The organism is Seonamhaeicola sediminis (assembly GCF_004358095.2).
Lineage (GTDB): Bacteria > Bacteroidota > Bacteroidia > Flavobacteriales > Flavobacteriaceae > Seonamhaeicola > Seonamhaeicola sediminis.
Genome location: NZ_SMZJ02000006.1, coordinates 177,780 through 198,429, shown reverse-complemented (window position 1 = coordinate 198,429; position 20,650 = coordinate 177,780). Strand labels below are relative to the sequence as shown.

At 31.5% G+C, this 20,650-nt stretch carries 14 protein-coding genes; 2 read left to right on the top strand and 12 right to left on the bottom strand.

The genetic code is table 11. The features are described from left to right. Nucleotides 1–2 precede the first annotated feature (2 nt). Nucleotides 3–3,986 carry a hybrid sensor histidine kinase/response regulator transcription factor gene (locus tag E1J38_RS11675; protein WP_133356794.1) on the bottom strand — a complete coding sequence of 1,328 codons (3,984 nt, stop codon included), beginning with the start codon at nt 3,984–3,986 and terminating at the stop codon, nt 3–5. A 136-nt stretch (nt 3,987–4,122) separates the two neighbouring features. On the opposite strand from E1J38_RS11675, the gene E1J38_RS11670 reads away from it, so the two are divergent. Continuing rightward, nucleotides 4,123–4,623, top strand: coding sequence for a hypothetical protein (locus E1J38_RS11670; RefSeq protein WP_133356795.1), 501 nt, complete (start codon nt 4,123–4,125; stop codon nt 4,621–4,623). Here E1J38_RS11670 and E1J38_RS11665 read toward each other — a convergent pair. The 9 genes from E1J38_RS11665 to rplS form a co-directional block, all read right to left on the bottom strand. Then, nucleotides 4,620–4,862 carry a DUF6095 family protein gene (locus tag E1J38_RS11665; protein WP_133356796.1) on the bottom strand — a complete coding sequence of 81 codons (243 nt, stop codon included), beginning with the start codon at nt 4,860–4,862 and terminating at the stop codon, nt 4,620–4,622. The genes E1J38_RS11670 and E1J38_RS11665 overlap by 4 nt on opposite strands. Continuing rightward, nucleotides 4,849–5,667 (bottom strand): N-acetylmuramic acid 6-phosphate etherase, encoded by an 819-nt coding sequence (gene murQ / locus E1J38_RS11660; protein ID WP_133356797.1) that lies wholly within the window; start codon nt 5,665–5,667, stop codon nt 4,849–4,851. The genes E1J38_RS11665 and murQ overlap by 14 nt, the downstream gene beginning before the upstream one ends. A 30-nt stretch (nt 5,668–5,697) precedes the next feature. Beyond that, nucleotides 5,698–7,158 carry a TolC family protein gene (locus tag E1J38_RS11655; RefSeq protein ID WP_133356798.1) on the bottom strand — a complete coding sequence of 487 codons (1,461 nt, stop codon included), beginning with the start codon at nt 7,156–7,158 and terminating at the stop codon, nt 5,698–5,700. Nucleotides 7,159–7,165: 7 nt separating this feature from the next. Continuing rightward, nucleotides 7,166–8,548, bottom strand: coding sequence for an ABC transporter permease (locus tag E1J38_RS11650; protein WP_255449880.1), 1,383 nt, complete (start codon nt 8,546–8,548; stop codon nt 7,166–7,168). Further along, the gene (locus E1J38_RS11645; protein ID WP_133356799.1) at nt 8,548–9,792 is read right to left on the bottom strand and encodes an efflux RND transporter periplasmic adaptor subunit; all 1,245 of its coding nucleotides are present in this window, start codon (nt 9,790–9,792) and stop codon (nt 8,548–8,550) included. The genes E1J38_RS11650 and E1J38_RS11645 overlap by 1 nt, the downstream gene beginning before the upstream one ends. A 194-nt stretch (nt 9,793–9,986) precedes the next feature. Next, nucleotides 9,987–10,799: a DUF4249 domain-containing protein gene (locus E1J38_RS11640; protein WP_133356800.1), complete on the bottom strand. Its 813-nt coding sequence runs from the start codon at nt 10,797–10,799 to the stop codon at nt 9,987–9,989. A gap of 1 nt (nt 10,800) precedes the next feature. Continuing rightward, nucleotides 10,801–13,173: a TonB-dependent receptor gene (locus E1J38_RS11635; RefSeq protein ID WP_133356801.1), complete on the bottom strand. Its 2,373-nt coding sequence runs from the start codon at nt 13,171–13,173 to the stop codon at nt 10,801–10,803. Nucleotides 13,174–13,247: 74 nt separating this feature from the next. Further along, nucleotides 13,248–15,437, bottom strand: a complete 2,190-nt coding sequence (locus E1J38_RS11630; protein WP_133356802.1) for an NADP-dependent isocitrate dehydrogenase — start codon at nt 15,435–15,437, stop codon at nt 13,248–13,250. 859 nt (nt 15,438–16,296) lie between these two features. Further along, on the bottom strand, nt 16,297–16,647 hold the full coding sequence (rplS, locus tag E1J38_RS11625) for a 50S ribosomal protein L19 (protein ID WP_133356803.1): 351 nt from the start codon (nt 16,645–16,647) through the stop codon (nt 16,297–16,299). 194 nt (nt 16,648–16,841) lie between these two features. On the opposite strand from rplS, the gene E1J38_RS11620 reads away from it, so the two are divergent. After that, on the top strand, nt 16,842–17,492 hold the full coding sequence (locus tag E1J38_RS11620) for a TrmH family RNA methyltransferase (protein ID WP_133356804.1): 651 nt from the start codon (nt 16,842–16,844) through the stop codon (nt 17,490–17,492). Nucleotides 17,493–17,612: 120 nt separating this feature from the next. Here E1J38_RS11620 and E1J38_RS11615 read toward each other — a convergent pair whose 3' ends face one another. Then, nucleotides 17,613–18,386: a carboxypeptidase-like regulatory domain-containing protein gene (locus E1J38_RS11615; protein ID WP_133356805.1), complete on the bottom strand. Its 774-nt coding sequence runs from the start codon at nt 18,384–18,386 to the stop codon at nt 17,613–17,615. Nucleotides 18,387–18,488: 102 nt separating this feature from the next. Continuing rightward, nucleotides 18,489–20,219: a DEAD/DEAH box helicase gene (locus E1J38_RS11610; RefSeq protein ID WP_133356806.1), complete on the bottom strand. Its 1,731-nt coding sequence runs from the start codon at nt 20,217–20,219 to the stop codon at nt 18,489–18,491. Nucleotides 20,220–20,650: the final 431 nt, after the last annotated feature.

The following is a 20,650-nucleotide window of genomic DNA, read 5'->3' as shown; positions in this document are numbered from 1 at the left end:
GATTAATCCTTTGCTATATAAGAATTTGGTGTGTTGTTATAAGCCTCTTTAAAACACTTAATAAAGTAAGAAACGGTATTAAATCCAACTTGATAGGCGACTTCTGATACTGTTAAGTCTGATTCTTGTAGTAGGTTTAATGAACGTTTTAATCTTTGAGAGCGTATAAATTGAGAAGTAGATAACCCTGTAAGTGCAATTAGTTTTCTGTGGAGTTGCATTCTACTCATAGCCATTAAATCACTAAATGTTTGGGTGTTGAAATCGGGATCAGATAGGCGCTTCTCCAATAGTGATTCAATGTTAGATAGAAAAGCTTCATCTACATTATTTATGGCGATGTCTTGAGGCCTTAAATTAGAATGTTGGGTATATCTCTTTTGAAGTGACTTGCTAAAATTAATTAAGTTTTCTACCCGTTTTATTAATATTTTGGAGTTAAATGGTTTAGAAATAAAATCATCTGCACCTACTTCTAAACCTTCTAATTCATTACTTTCACCTGTTTTTGCAGTGAGTAAAATAACAGGTACGTGACTGGTAAGTGTGTCATTTTTAAGTGTGTTGCACAACTCTATACCATCCATTTCTGGCATCATAATATCGCTAATAATTAAATCAGGAATTTTGTTGATTGCTTTTTTAAGTCCTTTTTTTCCATTAATAGCCATCAAAACTTTATACTTTTCCTTTAGTATGGATTTTATATACTGGCGAAGTTGTATATTATCTTCTACTACAAGAACTATAGGTTTGTTTGAAACACTTAAATCATCTTCTAAATCTTCATATTCTGATAATGATTCACTTTGGTTGTATACACTTTTTATTTCTTGTTTTTTTATGACAATATCTTCTGTTTTAAAAGCATCTTTAGTGACTGGTAAAGTAATAGTAAATTGCAATTCATCTTCATTAAGTGTATTAGCAATTAAACTTCCATTAGTTAACGTAACTAATTCTTTAACTAAGGCTAAGCCAATACCAACGCCATCTGAGTTAGAATTAACTTGGTAAAACCTTGTAAATAATTTATTTATGTCATTACTGTTTATAGTACTTCCATTATTAATTATGGTGATTACAACATAATTGTCTTGTAGGGTGGTATTGAAATTAATAAATCCTTTTTTGGGAGTATATTTAACAGCATTTGCCAAAAGGTTTACTATTATTTTTTCAATAATATCTCTATCAAACCAAACATTTTTTAATTCCTGAACTTTTGTTTTTAGCTTAATTTCTTTTTCTTGTACTTGATATTTAAATGCACTTATCAATTGATGCATTAAACTCGATAAATCTCCTTGTTCAACACTTAACTTTAAATGTCCAGTTTCTAGTTTGGTTAAATCTATTAATTGATCTACTAAATTTAAAAGTCGTTTCGCATTCTGTGTTATTAAAGCTAGTCCCTCTTTATTATCCTTAGAAATTTTTTTATCAAGTAGCTGTTTTTCTGCTGGACCTAGTATTAAGGTAAGAGGTGTTCTAAATTCATGTGAAATGTTAGTGAATAATTTAGACTTAAATTCGTCTAGGTTTTTAAGTCGTTGTGTTTCTTCATATTCTAAGCGTAATTTTGTGTTAATACGCCAACGCCATTTAAAATATCTGTAAATTAATACTATGGTAAGTATGCCCAAGAGCAAATATAGAATTCTTGCTAGGGTTGTATTATACCAAGCTTTTTTTATGGTAAAGGAGTATTGTGCAGGTACTAAATTCCAAATACCATCATAATTGCTAGAAATAACTTTAAATGTATATCTTCCAGGATTTAAATTACTATAGTAAGCAGTATTGATATTCCCTGATTCTATCCAATCTTTATCATGATTTACTAACTGGTACTTAAAATTATTTAAATCTGGTTGTGAGAAATGCAAACTTGAAAAGCTGATGCTAATGGTACTTTCATTGTGATTGAAAACCTTATTAGGTTCTAGAGGAACTCTTTTATTAAATAGATGAAGATCTTTTATGATGGTTCTAGGTTTAACTTCATTAACGCTAAGCTGTTCTGGTTTAAACCAATTTATGCCATCTAAACCACCAAAGTACATGTTATTATTGTGGTCTTTAAAATAAGCTCCAGTATTGAACTCAAAAGCCTGTAAACCATCATATTGATCATAATTTACTATGATTGGTTTTGAATAACTCTCTTTAAACATAGTAATACCCCGGTTAGAACTTAGCCATAAATAACCATTAACATCCTCTATAATTGCATAAATTACATTATTTGGCAATCCATTATCAAATGAAAAGACCGTTGTTTCATTAGTCTTTGGATCAAATTTCTTTAGACCATTTCCGTTGGTTCCAATCCATAGTATATCTGTTTCATTATTGTAGTAGACCGTTTTTATTTTATCTGAAATTGTATTAAATCTTGTGATGTTTTTGGTTCTAGGATTTAAAGAACACAAGCCTTTGTCCTCAGTACCTATCCATAAAACGCCATTTTTACCTTCACAAATAGACCTAATATTATTACTTGAAATAGTGGAAGTATTGTCATTATCAAATGTAAACGATTCTATAACCCCCATTTTTTTATCAACTTTTAAAACACCTTTACCACCAGTTCCTAACCAAATGTTGTTAGATTTATCTTGATAGATACACCATACAGGTGTGGTTTGAAGTTCTTTTTCAAGATTAACATTATATTTTACACAGTAATTGTTCATATCTATAATGTTTAAACCTTTATCTTGATAGCCAATCCAAAGTTCATCATCTATATGCTTTAAACTCATAACCCTATTAGATTTCAGACAAGAGTTATCTGTTGTTAGTGTTTTAAATTTATTAGAGTTAAGGTTTAGTGATGTTAAGCCTTTTCCAGAAGTACCAACCCATACCAAATTGTTTTTAGGATTAACGCTAATAGCTCGGGCTACATCAACATTTACGTTTCTGGGTAATTGATCATTGGTTAAAACATTAAATTTTAAAAGGTGTTCATCATAATAGCTCAAACCAGCTCCATCTGTGCCTATCCATATATTACCAGTAAAGTCTTGAAAGAGATCTAGCGCATCATTATAATGTAGCGCATAAGGGTTATGTCCTTGAACCATAAAATTCTGAATGGTTTTTTTATTGAAATTTATAACATAAACACCTCTACCGTATGTAGCTATCCAAAGGCGATTATATCTATCTAAAAGTGTAGATTCAATGTTTAAATCATCTGGTAATGGGTTGTTTTTGAATCCTGTAAATTTGGTAAAGTCTGTGTTCTTAATATTATATAAAAACAATCCATGACTGTAAGAACCTATACTTATAGTACTGTCAGGGAGTTTGGTAATTGCACTGTAATTAATAGGTGTTTGGTTAGAAATTATTTTGGTATATCTGAAATCCTTTTTAGAAACTTTAAAAACATTATTAGAAGCAGACACTACAATATGGTCATCTAGTTCTAAGAAGTCATAAATTGTTGCTGTTTGGTCTTCTTTATTGAATAATTGTAATGTGTCTTTAGTTTTACTATTTACTGCATACAAACCATTGCCATAGGTACCTATAAAAAGATTGAGGTTGTTGTCTTGATATAAATTACTGGCAGAGGCTATATTAAGAACGGAATCAAAGTCGTCAGTTTTATTGTTATACTTTTCTAGTTTACCTGAATTGGATATAATCCAGAGCGTATTCGTTTTGTCTATATATACTTTACCTAATTTGCTATAGTTAAGTTTGGTTACATCTTCAAATTGTTTGTTGTAGTATTTGAATGTTTTACCGTCATATTTATTTAAACCATCTTGAGTGGCAAACCATAAAAAACCAATGCTATCTTGAGCAATACTCACAACACTATTTTGAGAAAGTCCCTTTTCAACATTTAGGTTATGAAAAGCTATTTGTTTTTCAGGAATAGAGTCTGTAGTTCTTATTGTTTGAGCATAATTAATTATTGTACACTGTGAATAAAAAATTAAGAAAATGAAGGTTTTTGTTTTCATGAAATTAATTTATGAGCTCAATAACATCTCAGGACTGCATCTAATTTAATAATTTAATTTTATTGTAAGGATATAGGTATTAGAAGACTAATTTTTAAATTTTTAAATTCAATTTATTTAGTTATTTTTAATTTCTATGGATATAATCATTGAATCTACACTTAAAACCATCAAAAAATCTAGATGTCTATTAGAAAAACTTTCCAACAAAGATCTATGTAATCCTTCAATTCCACCTTACTATTCAAGTATAGGTTCTCATCTTAGACATATTTTAGATTTTTATGAATGTATTTTCAATACGAATTCTAAAGGTCTAATTGATTTAACTGCCAGAAGTAGAAATAAGGATGTAGAGACAAATTGTGAGGTTGCTAAAAATTATTTAAGTTCAATTATAGATAAATTAAAATCATCATCTTTTAATATGGATGATACCGTTTTTGTAATTGATGATTTAGGTTTAGGAAAAATTGAGATGCAATACACTATGGGTTCGCTTTTTTCGCAGGCTAATAGTCATACTATTCATCATTATGCAATTATTAACTATATTTTAGAAGGTTTAAATATTAGTTTCGAAGATATCGATTTTGGTTATAATCCTACTACTCCTATAGTCACAACAGAAAGTTAGAAATCTTTGTTTTTAAAGATACTATCTAAAATAATATTGATGCCTTTAAAAGCTGTAAAAACTGCTAATCCGCAAATTAATATTGCTATTATAAGCATTATGGTATCAATGGGTTTACTTAATTTGGTTTGAGAAATATAGATAAGTGTGGGGCCAATGAACATACAGGCTAAAGAAGCACCCATAAGTTTTAGGCCTTTTAAAAGAATCTCTTTATTTGTTTTTTTAGTTTCTGTCATTAAAATTTTTAATTGCTAGCCTAACACTTCCATATTCATTTAAAAGGCTCTGGGCTTCTTCTTTAGAAATATGCAATTCATTCATTATCATTTTAGTACCTCGATCTACCAACTTATTATTGCTTAATTGCATATCTACCATTTTATTGCCTTTAATATGCCCTAATTGAATCATAGTTGATGTAGTAATCATATTGAGCACTAGTTTTTGGGCAGTTCCAGCTTTCATTCTTGAGCTTCCTGTAACAAATTCAGGTCCCACAATAACTACAATTGGAAATTGAGCTGTTAGAGCTAACGGACTATTGTGGTTACAAGTAATACAGCCCGTTGTAATATTATTTTCATTACACGCTTTTAAAGCCCCAATGACATAGGGTGTAGTACCTGATGCTGCTATTCCAACTACGACATCGTTATTTGAAATATTATGAGCCAGAAGGTCTTTCCATCCTTGTGTAGTGGAGTCTTCGGCAAATTCAACAGCTTTTCTAATAGCACTGTCACCACCTGCAATGAGTCCAATTACTAGCTCATGGGGTACTCCAAACGTAGGTGGGCATTCTGAAGCATCAACAATACCTAAACGGCCACTTGTACCTGCCCCAATATAAAACAACCGTCCGCCAGTTTCAAGTTTTAACACTATTTTATTAACTAAAGCTTCTATTTCAGGGAGTGCTTTTTCAACAGCAAAAGGAACAGTTTTATCTTCTTTATTAATATTGAAAAGAAGTTCGCTTATACTCATCTTTTCAAGATGGTTATAATAGGAATCTTGCTCTGTGGTTTTTTTAAAATTCATACTCCAAAAGTATGAATTAATATGTTGATTTTAATCATACAGAATATCTTCTACCTCTATTTTTTTATTATTTATAAAGTCATAAAGTGTTAGTTGTCTAAGGGTAAAATAATCCCTCCAAAAACCTTCTAAAGAATTAAGATATTTGATAAAAGCATCGTCTCTTTCGCGCAATGCAATATTTAGATCTGTTATAGATATTTTACCCAATATGTATCTCTTTTTAGAAATGTCATAACGCTTTGTAGCCACCTCTTTTGCTTTTTGAGAAGTATATAAAAAATCTCTTTGATTGGACCAATTTAATACGTGTAAATAAATCTCTTGTTCAAACTCTTGCTTATCTTGTTTGATATTATTATTGGTTAAATCTAAATTAGCTTCTGCCATTTTTCTTCTGGATTTAGATACACCCCAATCAAAAATTGGCATTCCTATGGAGACAGATACATTTTGTTGTTTGTTGTAGTTGTTGAACAAGTTGTTAAAATCATTACCATTTTGCGAAACACCTAAATTAGCTCTAATTCCCAATCGTAATCTGTTATTTCCTTTTTGAAAGTTTACTTCTTTTTCAGCTTCTAGCCGTTTCCTTCTAAATTCAATCACGGCCTTTCTGTTAGCCTTGGCTTCAGCTAATGCTTTATCTATATCTACACCAAAAAGCGGTAGTTCTTCTGGGATATCTAGTGAAATGTCTTCAGTATTCAATTCCAAATATCTAGCTAAATTTTGAGAAGTTCTTTTTACTTCAACAGTATTAGCTGTTACTCTATTTTTTGAATTTAATAGGGTTAATTCCATTTGTAGTAATTCATTTTCGGCAATTTTTCCCATCTTGAATCTTCCCTTGGCAATTTGATACAGCGTGTCTTGGTTTGAAAGGTTTATTTTCTCAATTTCCAGCTGCATTTGTGCTTTGAGCAATTCAAAATACCTTCTAGAAGTATTTACAGATATCCGTTCCATACTTTCAACAAATTCCCTCCTTGATTCTTCGTAAATAAGTGGTTCAATTTTCTTGTCCCATTTAAATTCATTGTAAAAGAGTGAACTTTGAAAATAACTTAAACTAAACGGAATAACAGAATATTGAATATTATCATCTAATCCAAAAAGTTCTACTCTTTCTAAGTTAGAAAAAACCGATAAAGTACCGCCTGTGTATGGTACACTTTGAGATAACGATAAACCTCCAGAAACTAAAAGTTGATTTTGATTTACAAAAATATCTTGACCAGCATCATTTGTTTGACGTATAATGGCATTGTTGTATTCTGGTAAAGTAGCGTTTAAGTTTAGTTGCGGTAAAAAACTAGCTTTATACCTCCTAAATCTCCAATAGCTGGATTGATTAATATTTAAATTTATTTTATACTCTGGAGAATTTTGTTGAGCAATTTCTATAGCCTCGTTAAGTGTTATTTTTTTAGACTGCGAAAATGTTATTATTGGTAAAATAACTATAAGCAGTAGAAGTTTTTTTTTCATATTTAGATTATTCAGACCTTAATGCTTCAATGGGTTTCTTTTTAGCGGCTGCTTTTGCAGGAAATATTCCAAAAACGAGTCCAACAATAACGGCTATTAAAAATGAAATAGTTATAGAATTTATAGATAAAATAGTTTCTATACCAGACACTATTTCAATTACATAGGCGCCTATAATACCAACTAAAATCCCTATTACACCACCACCAACACTTATTAACACAGATTCTGATAGAAATTGTAAAACAACATCCTCTTCTGTAGCACCAATAGCACGAATAATGCCTATTTCTCTTGTTCTTTCTAAAACAGATGCAAGCATAATATTCATGATGCCAATACCACCAATTAATAAGGAAATACCGGCAATAATGCTTAAGACAATATTGAAAATTTGCTTTGTTTTTTGTTGCTGTTTTAGAAGTTGAATGGGTATTGTTATTTCAAAATCCAAGACGTCATTATGCCTGCGCTTTAGCATTTTACTTAAAACTTCGGCTGTAGCTTTTAGTTCATTAGAATTAGATACTTGTATAGTTAATTTATCAATTTGGTGATAATTGCCACGAGGAATTCTCTTTTTTGGACCATTTTGGTTGCCACTAACAACTATAAAATTGCCACCACCTCCAACAGAAGAAACTTTGTTGCTTATAATCTTCCTGTCCTTGTATCTAACCAAAAAGGTATTTAGTGGAATATATACATCTTCGTTTAAATCTCTTATACACAAATTTTCTTGAGCCTTTTCTGAGATAAATTTTTCTTCAATAATTCCAACAACTTGAAGCCAAACATCTTTAACTTTAATTTGTTTACCCAATGCACTCTCACCAGTAAATAATTTCTTTTCAACTTTCTTTCCTATAATGCATACAGGTAATGCATTTTTTGCTTGATAATCTGAAAAGCTTTTACCACTTTCTAAATTAATATTAGATGTTTGAATGAACGCGTTAGAGATACCAATGAGTCGTACTGGGTTTTGCTTGCCATTGTTTATTACATAGGTGTCCATTATTATTTCTGGACTAACCATTTTAACGCTTGGGATGTAATTTTTTACACTTTCAGCATCTAATATATCAAGCCCTTTAGAAAATCGTTTGGTTTCAGATTTTTCGCTTTCTTCCTCATTATCATTTTCGTTATCTTTTTTTTCATCAGGAATTGGTGTTACAACTATGTTGTTAACCCCAACTAATTCTAATTGTGACAATATTTCTTTTTCAGCGCCATTACCTATTGCCAGCATTGTTATAACAGATGCAACCCCAAAAATAATACCCAGAGCAGTTAAAAAAGTTCTAACTTTATTTGTTTTAATAAACCAGAATGCTTCTGTGAAGTTAGATTTTAGCTTTTCTAAAAGTATTTTATCAACCATCATTATTTTAATAGTGTTATACTTTTTTCTTCCTCGCCATCTGGCTTGTTTAAGTAAACAATATCACCTTCTTCAAGGCCTTTCTCTATAATCACAACTTCATTATTTGATAACCCTAATTTTACTTCTTGTTTATTAATAGAATATCCTGATTTTACATATGAATAACTAATAGAGTCTTTTGAAAATACCGCTTCTAGAGGCATCATTAACACATCATTTTCCTGATGCGTAAGAATTCTATTTGACGTGGTCATACCTGGTCGTATATTTTTATTAGTTTCATTCAGCTTAATCAAAACTTGAAAGAGTTTAATGTCAGACCCAGCTTTGGTTTCTCCTACATTTGCAACATCTGTAACAATACCATCTAATTCAATATCTGGAAAAGCATCAAATCCTATTTTTGCTTTTAATCCCTTTTTGATTTTTCGTATGTCTACCTCATTACTGTAGGTTTTAGATTCCATTTTTGATAAATCTGGCAAACTTGCAATTGCTGGTTGCCAAGGTGATATGGTGGAGCCTACTTTCTTTTTAGTTCCATTCCATTCTTTAATGTAAGTAATCATACCATCATCATCAGAGAAAATGGTAAACTCTTTCTGTAGTTCAAGTAAATCTTCTATTTGTTTTTTTATTTTAGAAACCTCTGTACCTACTTCAATCATTTTGGCATCGGCTTGCCTTTTTTTAATAGAATAATCGGCCTTTTTTTCTTTTAAGTCTCTTTCAGTTTTTTCTATTTTAATTTCTAAAGACCTAATGGTTGCAGGAGGTTCATAAATAGAACGTTCTAGTTCTAATTTATCTTCCTCTATACTAAATGACAAGTCTTTGATAGCATTTCGTTCTTGCTTTAGTGTTAAAGTAGTATCAAGTTCTTGTTGTGTATATCTAGAAAGCGCTTTATCTAAATTTAATTGGGCATCTAGTATTTTTCCATTAAGTTCAGATACATCAAGTTTACCTATATAATCTCCTTTTTTTACAACGGTTCCCTCTGGTACTAGATCCTGAATTTTAATATTGTAAATACCATAGCGTCTCGCATTAGTAGGACCATTAATTTCTTTTGAGCTTGTTGATTGTGCTTCACCAGAGATATAGACTTCATTTAAAAAGGTGCCTTTTATTACTTTGGCTGTTAAAGAGATATTTTCATCATCGTTAGAATTGAAATAATAATAAGAAATTATTAGTAGGGTTAAAATACCTGCAATATAGGCCACTCTTTTTTTGTTCATTTTAGTTTGTTTGAATGGTTAAAGTAAGGCTATAATCTTTTTATATGGTGTTAACGTTATGCTAATTTTCTTTCATAAATAGAATTAATCATAAAAAATCACACTGGTTTTTATTATTTTTTTGGGGTACTATCTTGAAGGTTTTAACTTAATTGATGTAATGAAACGGAGTAATAAAGGTGAAATTAAACGAATTATTGCACTGTATAGTTAAAAACATCGGTTTCTGAAATTCTAAAGTATCCTAACGGATAATTGTTGGGATTGGTTTGGTTTATACAATTGCCGCGAACTGTAGCAGGTTGAGTTTCAAAAGGGTCTCCAGATTCATCATCAGTCTGTTGGAGTAAAATAAAAAGGTAGTCGTAATGGCGTTTTGAAATTCCTGAGATTTTAATATTAAGATTATCATTAGTTTTCATCTCATCATCTGAAAAGAAGCCAAATATTTGATTACCATTGGTAAACTCATCATCATAAACCACTAACATGGGTACATTTTGATTGTTTTGAAACTGGAATAAATAGTAATTTTCTTGGTCTGCAGGATCTGTATAGAAAGCCTTTATTTCAATATCTTCACCAGAGAACCCTCCATTATTATTTTGTTCAACATAGTCAATAGTAACTACTGATTTTAATGATTCTGTAGCTGTATAAATTTCGTTATTATAATTGACTGTAAGTGTGTAAACGCCATTAATTTCAGGAATAAAGGTGTTGTTTTGGTAAACTCCTGAATTACCTTGTTCTATAAAGTTAAACGTATTATTGTTAGAGTCAGTCACCACAACCGTTGCTCCTGTTGCAGCAGGAATTGTGTTACTAAAATAAGGTGCTGTAAGTGATAGTTTTATTTCCTGATTGTTACCTAGGGTACCCTTTTCCCAGCTTAATGAAGCATCAATTACCAATCTGGTTTCAGCAGTTTTTAAATCTACATCAATAACATCTTCACATGAAATTATTAGTAAGCTAAGAGCAATTATGTAAATTAATCTATTCATTTTATAGCTTAAAGTTATAAGATATTGATGGAACAATACCAAAAAGGGCTAGTCTTGTGGCTTCATTTAAACCAGTATCAAAGTTTTGACCAAATGTTATAGATGCTGCATTTTTACGGTTGTATACATTGTAAATACTTAACACCCAATGACTTTTCCAGTTCTTTTTCTTTTTCTGTTTAGGTTCATAAGTAACTGAAACATCTAACCTGTTGTAAGAGGGTAGTCTGTTTTCATTTCTTAAACCAAAATTTGGAATATTAATACCGTTATACTCGTATTGGCTATTTGGAAAAGTTACCGGTTGCCCTGTTTGCAGTAAAAAGTTTGCATTCAATTTTATCCTGTCGTTCCAATTGTAACTTGTTGTTAATGAAATGTCATGAGTTTTATCAAACGGTGTTCTGTACCATTCCCCATTATTAATTCCAGTCTCAGTAGTTGTAGGTCCTTTGGTCTGCTGTTCAGATTTTGATAGGGTATAGGCCAACCAACCTTTAAATTTTCCTTCGTTTTTTCTTAGCAAAAGTTCTAATCCATAAGCTCTAGCTTGTCCGTTTAGTATAACCTGTTCTATGGCATTGTTAGCAATTAAGTCAGCCCCATCTATATAGTCAATTCTATTATCAATGGTTTTATAAAAACTTTCTATTTCTAGAGAGTATAGATTGTTTTTAAAATTTTTGAAGTATCCCACGGCATATTGATGTAACGATTGCGGTTTAATGTACTTACCGCTAGGTGTCCAAATATCTAATGGAGTAGGTGCGTTAGTATTTGATAATAAATGTAGGTATTGATACATTTTATTATAACTAGCCTTTAAAGAACTATTAGTGTCTAACTGTAAAGCCATTGAAAATCTTGGTTCAAAATTGAGGAAATTTTTAATAACATCACTTCTTTCAAACGTTTCTGTATCTATGGGTTCTGCAGCTTCATAGATTTGAAGATCTTCGTTGAATACTAAGGCCTGATCATTATCATAAATATTGAGTTCATCTTGACCAAGTCTTAAAAAGGAGCTAAGTCTCAAACCATATGATACTGAAAGTCTGTCTGAAAGTTTATGTTCTGCATCAATGTATAAAGCATTTTCAAAAGCATATTTATCAATAAGCTTAAAAGGATTTATACCAGATGTTTCTGATGTAGGTTTTATATCTCCTGGGTTAAACTTATAGTAGATGCTATTTAAGCCGTATTGAAGCTTTAATTTATTGGAAAGATAATGTTTAAAGTCATATTTAAAATTAAAGTTTCTGATACCGGAAACCCATTCAAATCCAACAAAACTTAATTTTAAATCGTAATAATAATCAGAATAAATCAATGATAGATTAGAGAATAATTTATCTGAATACAGATGATTCCACCTAAAGTTTAATACGGAGTTTCCATATATGTTTTCAAAACTATCTTCAATACTAAAAACATCTCTTCCAAAATATCCTGACAAATAAATATTATTCCTGTCGTTTATCTTGTAACTCAACTTGGTATTTAGGTCATAGAAATAGGCAATATTCTCAATATCAAAAAGTGGTAAAAACAAATGTGCATAACTAGATCTTCCACCAAGTAGAAAAGCGCCTTTGTCTTTTTTTAAAGGTCCCTCTGCTAACAACCTACTTGATACCGCCCCAATACCTCCATTCATATGGAATTGTTTACTATTACCTTCTTTTTGATAAATATCTAAAACAGAAGAAACACGTCCGCCATAACGAGCGGGAATACCGCCTTTGTATAGTCTTAAGTCTTTTATTGCATCGGGATTGAAAACCGAGAAAAAACCAAACAAATGAGACGAATTGTAAATGATAGCTTCGTCTAAAAGGATTAAATTCTGGTCTGCAGCACCCCCTCTTACATTAAATCCTGAGGCACCTTCACCAACAGTAGTAACTCCTGGTAAAAGCGTAATGGCTTTAACAATATCAGATTCACCAAGTACCACCGGAATTTCTTTGATAGTAGCAGAGGTAAGTTTGTTAACACTCATTTGAGGTTTTTTTATACTGAGTTTTTCAATATCCTCGGTTATAACAACGGCATCTAAATTTTCTAGACTATTTTCTAAACTAAAGTTTTTGGTAAAATCTTTATTTAGATTAATGGTTTCTGAAATTGTTGAGTATCCTAAATAACTAATGGTAAGAGTATAAATGCCTTTTGGTAAAGTGATGGAATAAAAGCCATATTCATTGGTGGTAGTTCCAGATTGTATTTCTGGAAAAATAATATTAACACCAATAAGGGTTTCATTACTTGTTTCTTCAGTAATGATACCGCTCAAGGTAAATTTTTCCTGTGCTATACTTTTACAAACAAAAAAAGATAAAAAAAGAAACCACAAAAGATGGTATTTCATCTAAAACAATTTTTTATAAATGTATAAAAAAAAGCTCCCATAAAGGAGCTTTTAACAAGTTGTTAAGTTTTTATTTAGCTTAAAATATCATTGAGGGTTTTACATGGCCTCATAACAGCATTAGCTAATTCTTCATTCGGAATATAGTATCCATCAATATTTGCTGGTTGCCCTTGGATATCATTCAATTCCTTTACAATAGCTTCTTCGTTTTGTGCTAACTTCTCAGCAATAACTTTAAATTCATTTTTAAGTTCTAAATCCATACTTTGATTGGCTAATTCTTGAGCCCAATACATTGCTAGATAGAAATGGCTTCCTCTATTATCTAACTCACCAACTTTTCTTGAGGGGCTTTTTTTATTGTCAAGAAGTTTTTCTGTAGCCTTATCAAGAGTTTCACTGAGAATTTTAGCTTTTTTGTTGCTGTTAACTTCAGCGTAATGCTCTAAAGAAACTGCCAATGCTAAAAATTCACCTAAAGAATCCCAACGTAAATGATTTTCTTCTAACAGTTGGTCAACGTGTTTAGGAGCTGAACCACCAGCACCAGTTTCAAATAATCCTCCGCCATTCATTAAAGGTACAATTGATAACATTTTGGCAGAAGTTCCTAGCTCTAAAATTGGAAATAAATCTGTTAAGTAATCACGTAATACGTTACCGGTTACAGAAATAGTATCCAAATTCACTTTTACTCTATCTAAAGTGTACAAAGTAGCTTCGATAGGAGATTTTATATAAATTTCTAATCCTGTTGTATCGTGATTTGGTAGATAAGTATTTACTTTTTTGATAAGTTCTACATCATGCGCTCTGTTTTCATCTAACCAGAAAACTGCAGGCCAACCCGTTGCTCTTGCCCTGTCAACTGCTAGTTTAACCCAGTTTTGAATTGGAGCATCTTTAGTTTGACACATTCTAAAAATATCACCTGCTTCAACTTCTTGAGATAAAAGAACATTACCGTTTTTATCTAATACTTCAACTGTGCCAGCTTCATTTAATTGGAACGTTTTGTCATGAGAACCGTATTCTTCTGCCTTTTGAGCCATAAGCCCAACATTAGGAGTTGTTCCCATTTTTACTGGATCAAAAGCGCCATTTTCTCTACAAAAATCAATAGTAGCTTGGAATACACCAGCATAAGATCTATCTGGAATTAAAGCCTTAGTGTCTTGTTGTTGGCCTTTAGCATTCCACATTTGACCTCCTGTACGAATCATAGCAGGCATAGAAGCATCTACAATAACATCCGAAGGGACATGTAAATTGGTTATTCCTTTATCAGAATCTACCATGGCAACAGCAGGAGCATCTTCATAAATAGCCTCAATAGCAGCAATCACTTCCTTTTCTTTTGGGTGCCCTTCTATTTTATCATAAACATCACCAATACCGTTGGTAGCGGTAATACCTAATTCATCAAATAATTCTGCGTACTTTTCAAATACATCTTTATAAAAAACTTCAACAATAGCTCCAAAAATAATAGGGTCTGAAACCTTCATCATTGTGGCTTTCATATGTAATGACAATAAAACACCATTTGCTTTGGCGTCAGCAATTTCCTTCTTAGCATATTCTTTAAGAGCACTTATGCTCATCACAGATGTGTCAATTATTTCTCCAGCTAATAAAGGAGCATATCCCTTTAAATCTTTACCATTGAAAGTAATTTTAAATTCTGTAGCATCAGAAAGTGTAATAGATTTTTCAGAGCCATAAAAGTCATTTGCTTCCATAGAAGCTACGTGAGTTTTTGAATCTTTTTCCCATTTCCCCATTGTGTGAGGATTCTTTTTTGCGTAATGGGAAACAGCTTTAGGAGCCCGTCTATCTGAGTTCCCTTCTCTTAAAACAGGGTTTACGGCACTACCTTTAATTTTATTATAACGTTCTTTTATGTCTTTCTCAATATCATTTTTTGGTTCACTTGGATAATCTGGAACCGCAAAACCTTTAGCTTGTAATTCTTCAATAGCTTCTTCTATCTGCGGAACAGAGGCACTAATATTAGGTAATTTAATGATATTTGCCTCTGGTTTTTTTACAAGTTCTCCCAGTAGAGCCAAATCATCAGGAACTTGCTGATCTTCATTTAAGTAATCTGGAAACGTAGCTAGAATTCTGGAAGCTAAAGAGATGTCTTTAGATTCAATATCAATTCCAGAAGACTTTGCAAAAGTTTGAATAATAGGTAAAAAGGAGCGTGTGGCTAGAGCCGGTGCTTCATCAGTTTTGGTATAAATAATTTTAGACATTCCCGTCGATTTTTTTATTATTAAGCTGCTAAAAAGCAGGTAAATAGTAGAAGATTCTTTTTTAGCGATGCGAATATACAAAAATAGACATTCATTACTAGTTAATTTTTAATCGAAAGCCAACGAAATCGTTAAATTTATTACAATTACAAAAAAGTGATATATCAATAAGAAATTAATAAAAATGAACCCTTGAAGTTATAAAAACAAAAGCCATATCACTGCAGAACTTAATCTCCTTTGATATGGCTTTTTTTGAAATCACATGACTGCTACTTATTTAGTATGAAATACTAAATCGATTTAAATTTTCATCAAATCTTTTCAATGTCAGTACTGCAATTTCAAGTGAAACATTTCCTGTAATTTTCAAAATGTATTGACTTATTACTAAAATGTTTCAGTTTAATTGTTTTTCTTGATGCTGTAAACTTACCTTTCGTTTTCACGTTAGGCTTACTTAAAGCATTGCTTTATTTACAACTTTTACTTTCGTTCTAGCTGTATTTTCAAGCTTTTAATTGTACTAGTTGCTGCCTACTTGCGTATGCAGGACTTTCTACAATGTCATGGTTTTTTTGTTTTCCACGCATACACGTGGCACTCTAAAACCTCAAAAAACAATCAATAAATAAAGAACGTTACCTTATTGTTGGAATAACACAAATTCACTTTTTAAAATGAAAACAATTCTTGAAAGACTTGTTGTAATTCCTTTTGCTAATATAGAATTGAGAATTAAAAAAACAAATTTTTTAAGATATTAGATATCAACTATTTATAAACCGTAGTTATTAACTTTTGTTAATAAAAAAAGCCCTGATTTAAATCAGGGCTTTTCTCTATTGTTTTAGTTTGACTATCTTCTACGTTCTTTAATTCTAGCTTTTTTACCAGTAAGACCTCTAAAGTAATAAATACGTGCTCTACGTACCTTACCTCGTTTGTTAACTTCTATTTTTTGTAAAGCAGGTAAGTTTACTGGGAATATACGCTCCACACCAATAGATCCAGACATTTTTCTAATGGTGAAAGTTTCAGAAGTTCCAGATCCTCTACGTTGTATCACAACACCTCTAAAAAACTGAGTTCTGGTTTTGTTTCCTTCTTTAATCTCGTAATAAACTGTAATAGTATCACCAGCTCCAAATTCTGGTAGGTCTTTTCTTGTTACAAATTCGTCTTGAACAAATTTTACTAAAGATTCCATCTTTTTAATTTTTATAAATGGTTAATTCGAAACAACATTCACGATTCTCGCCAGAGGTTAACCCGAAATTGGCTGCAAATATAATTAATAATTGATAATTGACAATTAATAATGTTAAATTTTAAGGTGTAACTTTATTTGTTTTAAAATGATACTACTTATTGTTGCAATAAAATTATTTTATTAAAATTAATATGACTGATTTAAATTTACTCGAGCACTTAGAAACCTATCTAACCGAAAATCGAAAGCAGCGTTTCAATGAGGTATTGCTACAACGCACCAAACATTTTACGGTTGCTGCCGAAGATGTTTATCAGTTGCACAACACTAGTGCAGTAATTAGAAGTTGTGATGTATTTGGAATTCAAGAAATAAATATTATTGAAGAAACTAATACCAAGCGTATTGACAGAGAAATAGCCATGGGAGCTCAAAAATGGGTAGATTTAAATAGATACAACTCAGTTAAAGATTGCATTTTAGATTTAAAACAAAAGGGATACCAAATTGTAGCTACTACGCCACATATTCATGACTGTGAATTGCATAATTTTGACATTACCAAAAAATCTTGCTTTTTCTTTGGTAGAGAAACTGAGGGACTATCTGATGAGGTTTTGAAAAATGCAGATAGCTTTTTAAAAATTCCTATGGTTGGCTTCACAGAGAGTTTAAATATTTCTGTTTCTGCTGCTATAATATTACAACATGTTACAACAAAGTTGAGGCAAAGTAATTTAAATTGGCAGCTTACAGAAACAGAAATACATGAAAAAAAACTAGATTGGATATCTAAAACCATTAAAAGTTATGACGAAATTGTAGCTAGATTTAACTCCTAATGATGTTTCATAAAATGAATTAGATTAGTGGAATTAGCATGAGGAAATATACATCAGCCCAAAGCACAAATATTTGGGTACTTTAATAGACTGTGAAGGCAACCGAGAATAAAAGTATTATTAAAGTCTATCATTTCTACCTCTACTAAGTAGCTTATATTCTTCATAACACTCGCTAATAGCATCAAGAATTTGTAAGTCGTTAGCAGATTGAATAAAGCCTTTAGAATAGTTACACTGACTAACAATTTCATCTAAATCAACACGTTCAACTTTAAGTAAAGCCGTGAGCATTTCCCTATCAAATCTAGAAGCTAATAGATTTCTAATTTCATCATCTTCTTTCATTTGCTTTAGCTTCCGTAGTTCATTGGGTTTCTTGCCAAACATTCTATGTAAAAAATCTGCTGGATTAAATATAGAGCCAATTATTTTATTTATTCCTGAAGGTTTTGAGGCCTCATAACCTTGTGATAGTCCAGATATACTATAACGGTAATTATCATTTGGCAGCGGTACTTGTTCAATATCTACTTCAAGGTACCCCGTAAGCCTAAGCTGGTTAACAACAACTTCTTCTAGAGCCTCGTGTAAAACTGTAAGGGTAATTTCTGCACTTCCAAATTTTAACCAGTCGTTAGTAACCCTAACTTTGATAGATTTAAATCCTAGATATGAAAAATGAAGGGTATCATTTACTTTGGCAGCAATTTTAAATTCACCTTTATTATTTGTAGTGGTCCCTTTAACAGAATTTAAATTAACAATGTTTACACTCTCTAAGGGTTTTTTATTTGAAGCATTAACAACTACCCCTATTGCTGCATTTTCATCTTGGGCCATTAAGGATACAGATGAAAAAATAATACAAATTAATAAGAGGTAGCGTTTCATAAATTGAATATAACTCTAATTATATGCTATAAAAATACTAAACTAATTAGTAACGGTTGTTTTTGTTCGATATTTTGACTAAAAATTAACACAACTGTTTAATTAACGTCTGGAGCGCCTAGGTCTTGAAGTTCCAAAGTTTCCAGATTTAGAATGTTTTACTTTTTTGTCAAAACGTTTTCTATCATTTCTATTATTAGAATCATTTCTCTTACCACTGCGTTTCCTTTCGCGTTTTCTACCTCTATTCTCTGAAATTTCTACATTTACAAAACGTCCGTTGTATTTAAAGTCGGTAAAAAAGCCAAGGACTTTCTCTTGAAGTTCCTTTTCGGTATTAAAAAATGAAAATGTGTCTTTTGCTTCAACTTTAAACACATCATCTTGACCAAGTTCTAAAACTTCCTTCAAAAAATCTTTTAAACTCATCCAATCAAAACCATCTTTTTTTCCAACATTAATAAAGTAACGGACAGAATTGCCAGAATCCTTATGTTCGTCATTAGAAACAGAAATGTTTAAATCTAATGCTTTTTGATAGTAATTATAAAAACGAGAAAATTCTACAGAGAAGAATTTTTTAATCAATTCATCTTTGCTTGTGTCTTTAAACAGCTTATTAATATCACCTAAATAAGCATCTATATCGTGGTTAACTTCGGTGTTATGTACTTTATTTGCAAGTGATATTAATTGTACTTCACAGATTTCCATACCACTTGGAATATCTTTCTTTTCAAACTGTTTCTTAATGATGCGTTCAATGCTCTTAATTTTACGCACTTCACTTTTAGATACAATCACCATAGAAACCCCTGTTTTTCCTGCACGTCCTGTACGTCCAGAACGATGCGTATAGGTTTCAATCTCATCTGGCAATTGGTAGTTGATAACATGTGTAATATTATCTACATCAATACCACGGGCAGCCACATCGGTAGCTACCAACATTTGTATTTGATTGTTTCTAAAGGATTTCATTACCAAATCGCGCTGATTTTGACTCAAATCGCCATGTAAGGCTCCAGCGCTATATCCATCTTCAATTAGGCGCTCAGCTACTTTTTGAGTATCTCGCTTGGTTCTACAGAAAATAACTGAAAAAATATCTGGATTTGCATCTGCTAAACGTTTTAAGGCTTGATAGCGGTCTCTAGCATTAACCAAATAATACTCGTGTGAGACTTGGCTAGTACTTTCATTTTTACGACCCACAGTAATTTCCTGGGGTTTATACATAAAGTTTTTAGCAATGGTTGCTACTTCTTTTGGCATTGTAGCAGAGAACAACCATGTACTTTTATCTTCTGGAGTGTGAGATAAAATGCTGGTAATATCTTCATAAAAACCCATATTTAGCATTTCATCGGCTTCGTCTAAAACACTATATTCAATTTTAGAAATATCAACCAAACGTCTGCTTATCATATCTTTCATTCTACCTGGTGTAGCTACGATAATTTGTGCACCTCTTTTGACATCTTTAGCTTGTTCGGTAATGCTAGCACCTCCATAAATAGCAACCACATTTAAACCTTTACAGTATTTTCCGTATAGTTTTAATTCATTAGTTATTTGTAAACAGAGTTCGCGCGTTGGCGATAAAATTAACCCTTGGGTTGTTCTACTATTAACGTTAATTTTTTGAAGCATTGGAAAACCAAAAGCAGCAGTTTTTCCTGTTCCAGTTTGTGCTAGAGCAACCAAATCGGTCTCTTCTTGTAATAAAATAGGAATAGCTTTGTCTTGAACTTCACTTGGTTTAGTAAACCCTAGATCGTTAATAGCTTGTAATAGGTTATCTTGCAAACCTAAGTCTTGGAATGTGTTCATTCGGTATATGTATGCGATTTGTTATGTAGTGTTACATAAAGAAGCGAATCGACATACTTAAACCTAAAACTTCCCGTAACACATCCTCACCCTGAGGAATTTAAGCGGCAAAGATACACTATTATTTGAGATTAACGATTAACAATTTATGATTTAAAAAAGAATGAAGTTTATACCTAACGAAGTCAAAGAACATCAATCATTAACTTGCATGATTGCTATTTATTTGTTCTAAATTGTGAAAGCTTTTTTTAGAAGTTAACTAACGGTTTGTGTAAGGTTTGGTTGAATGAAAATCTGCTAGGATTTTCCGTAGTTAACTCAATATACAAGTTTGTGAGGACTTTCAGCAATGAAGTCATATACTTCGTTTTAATAATGAAACATGTTCATTGCACTTGACTCATATCCAATGGTAAAAGAAGTTAGCC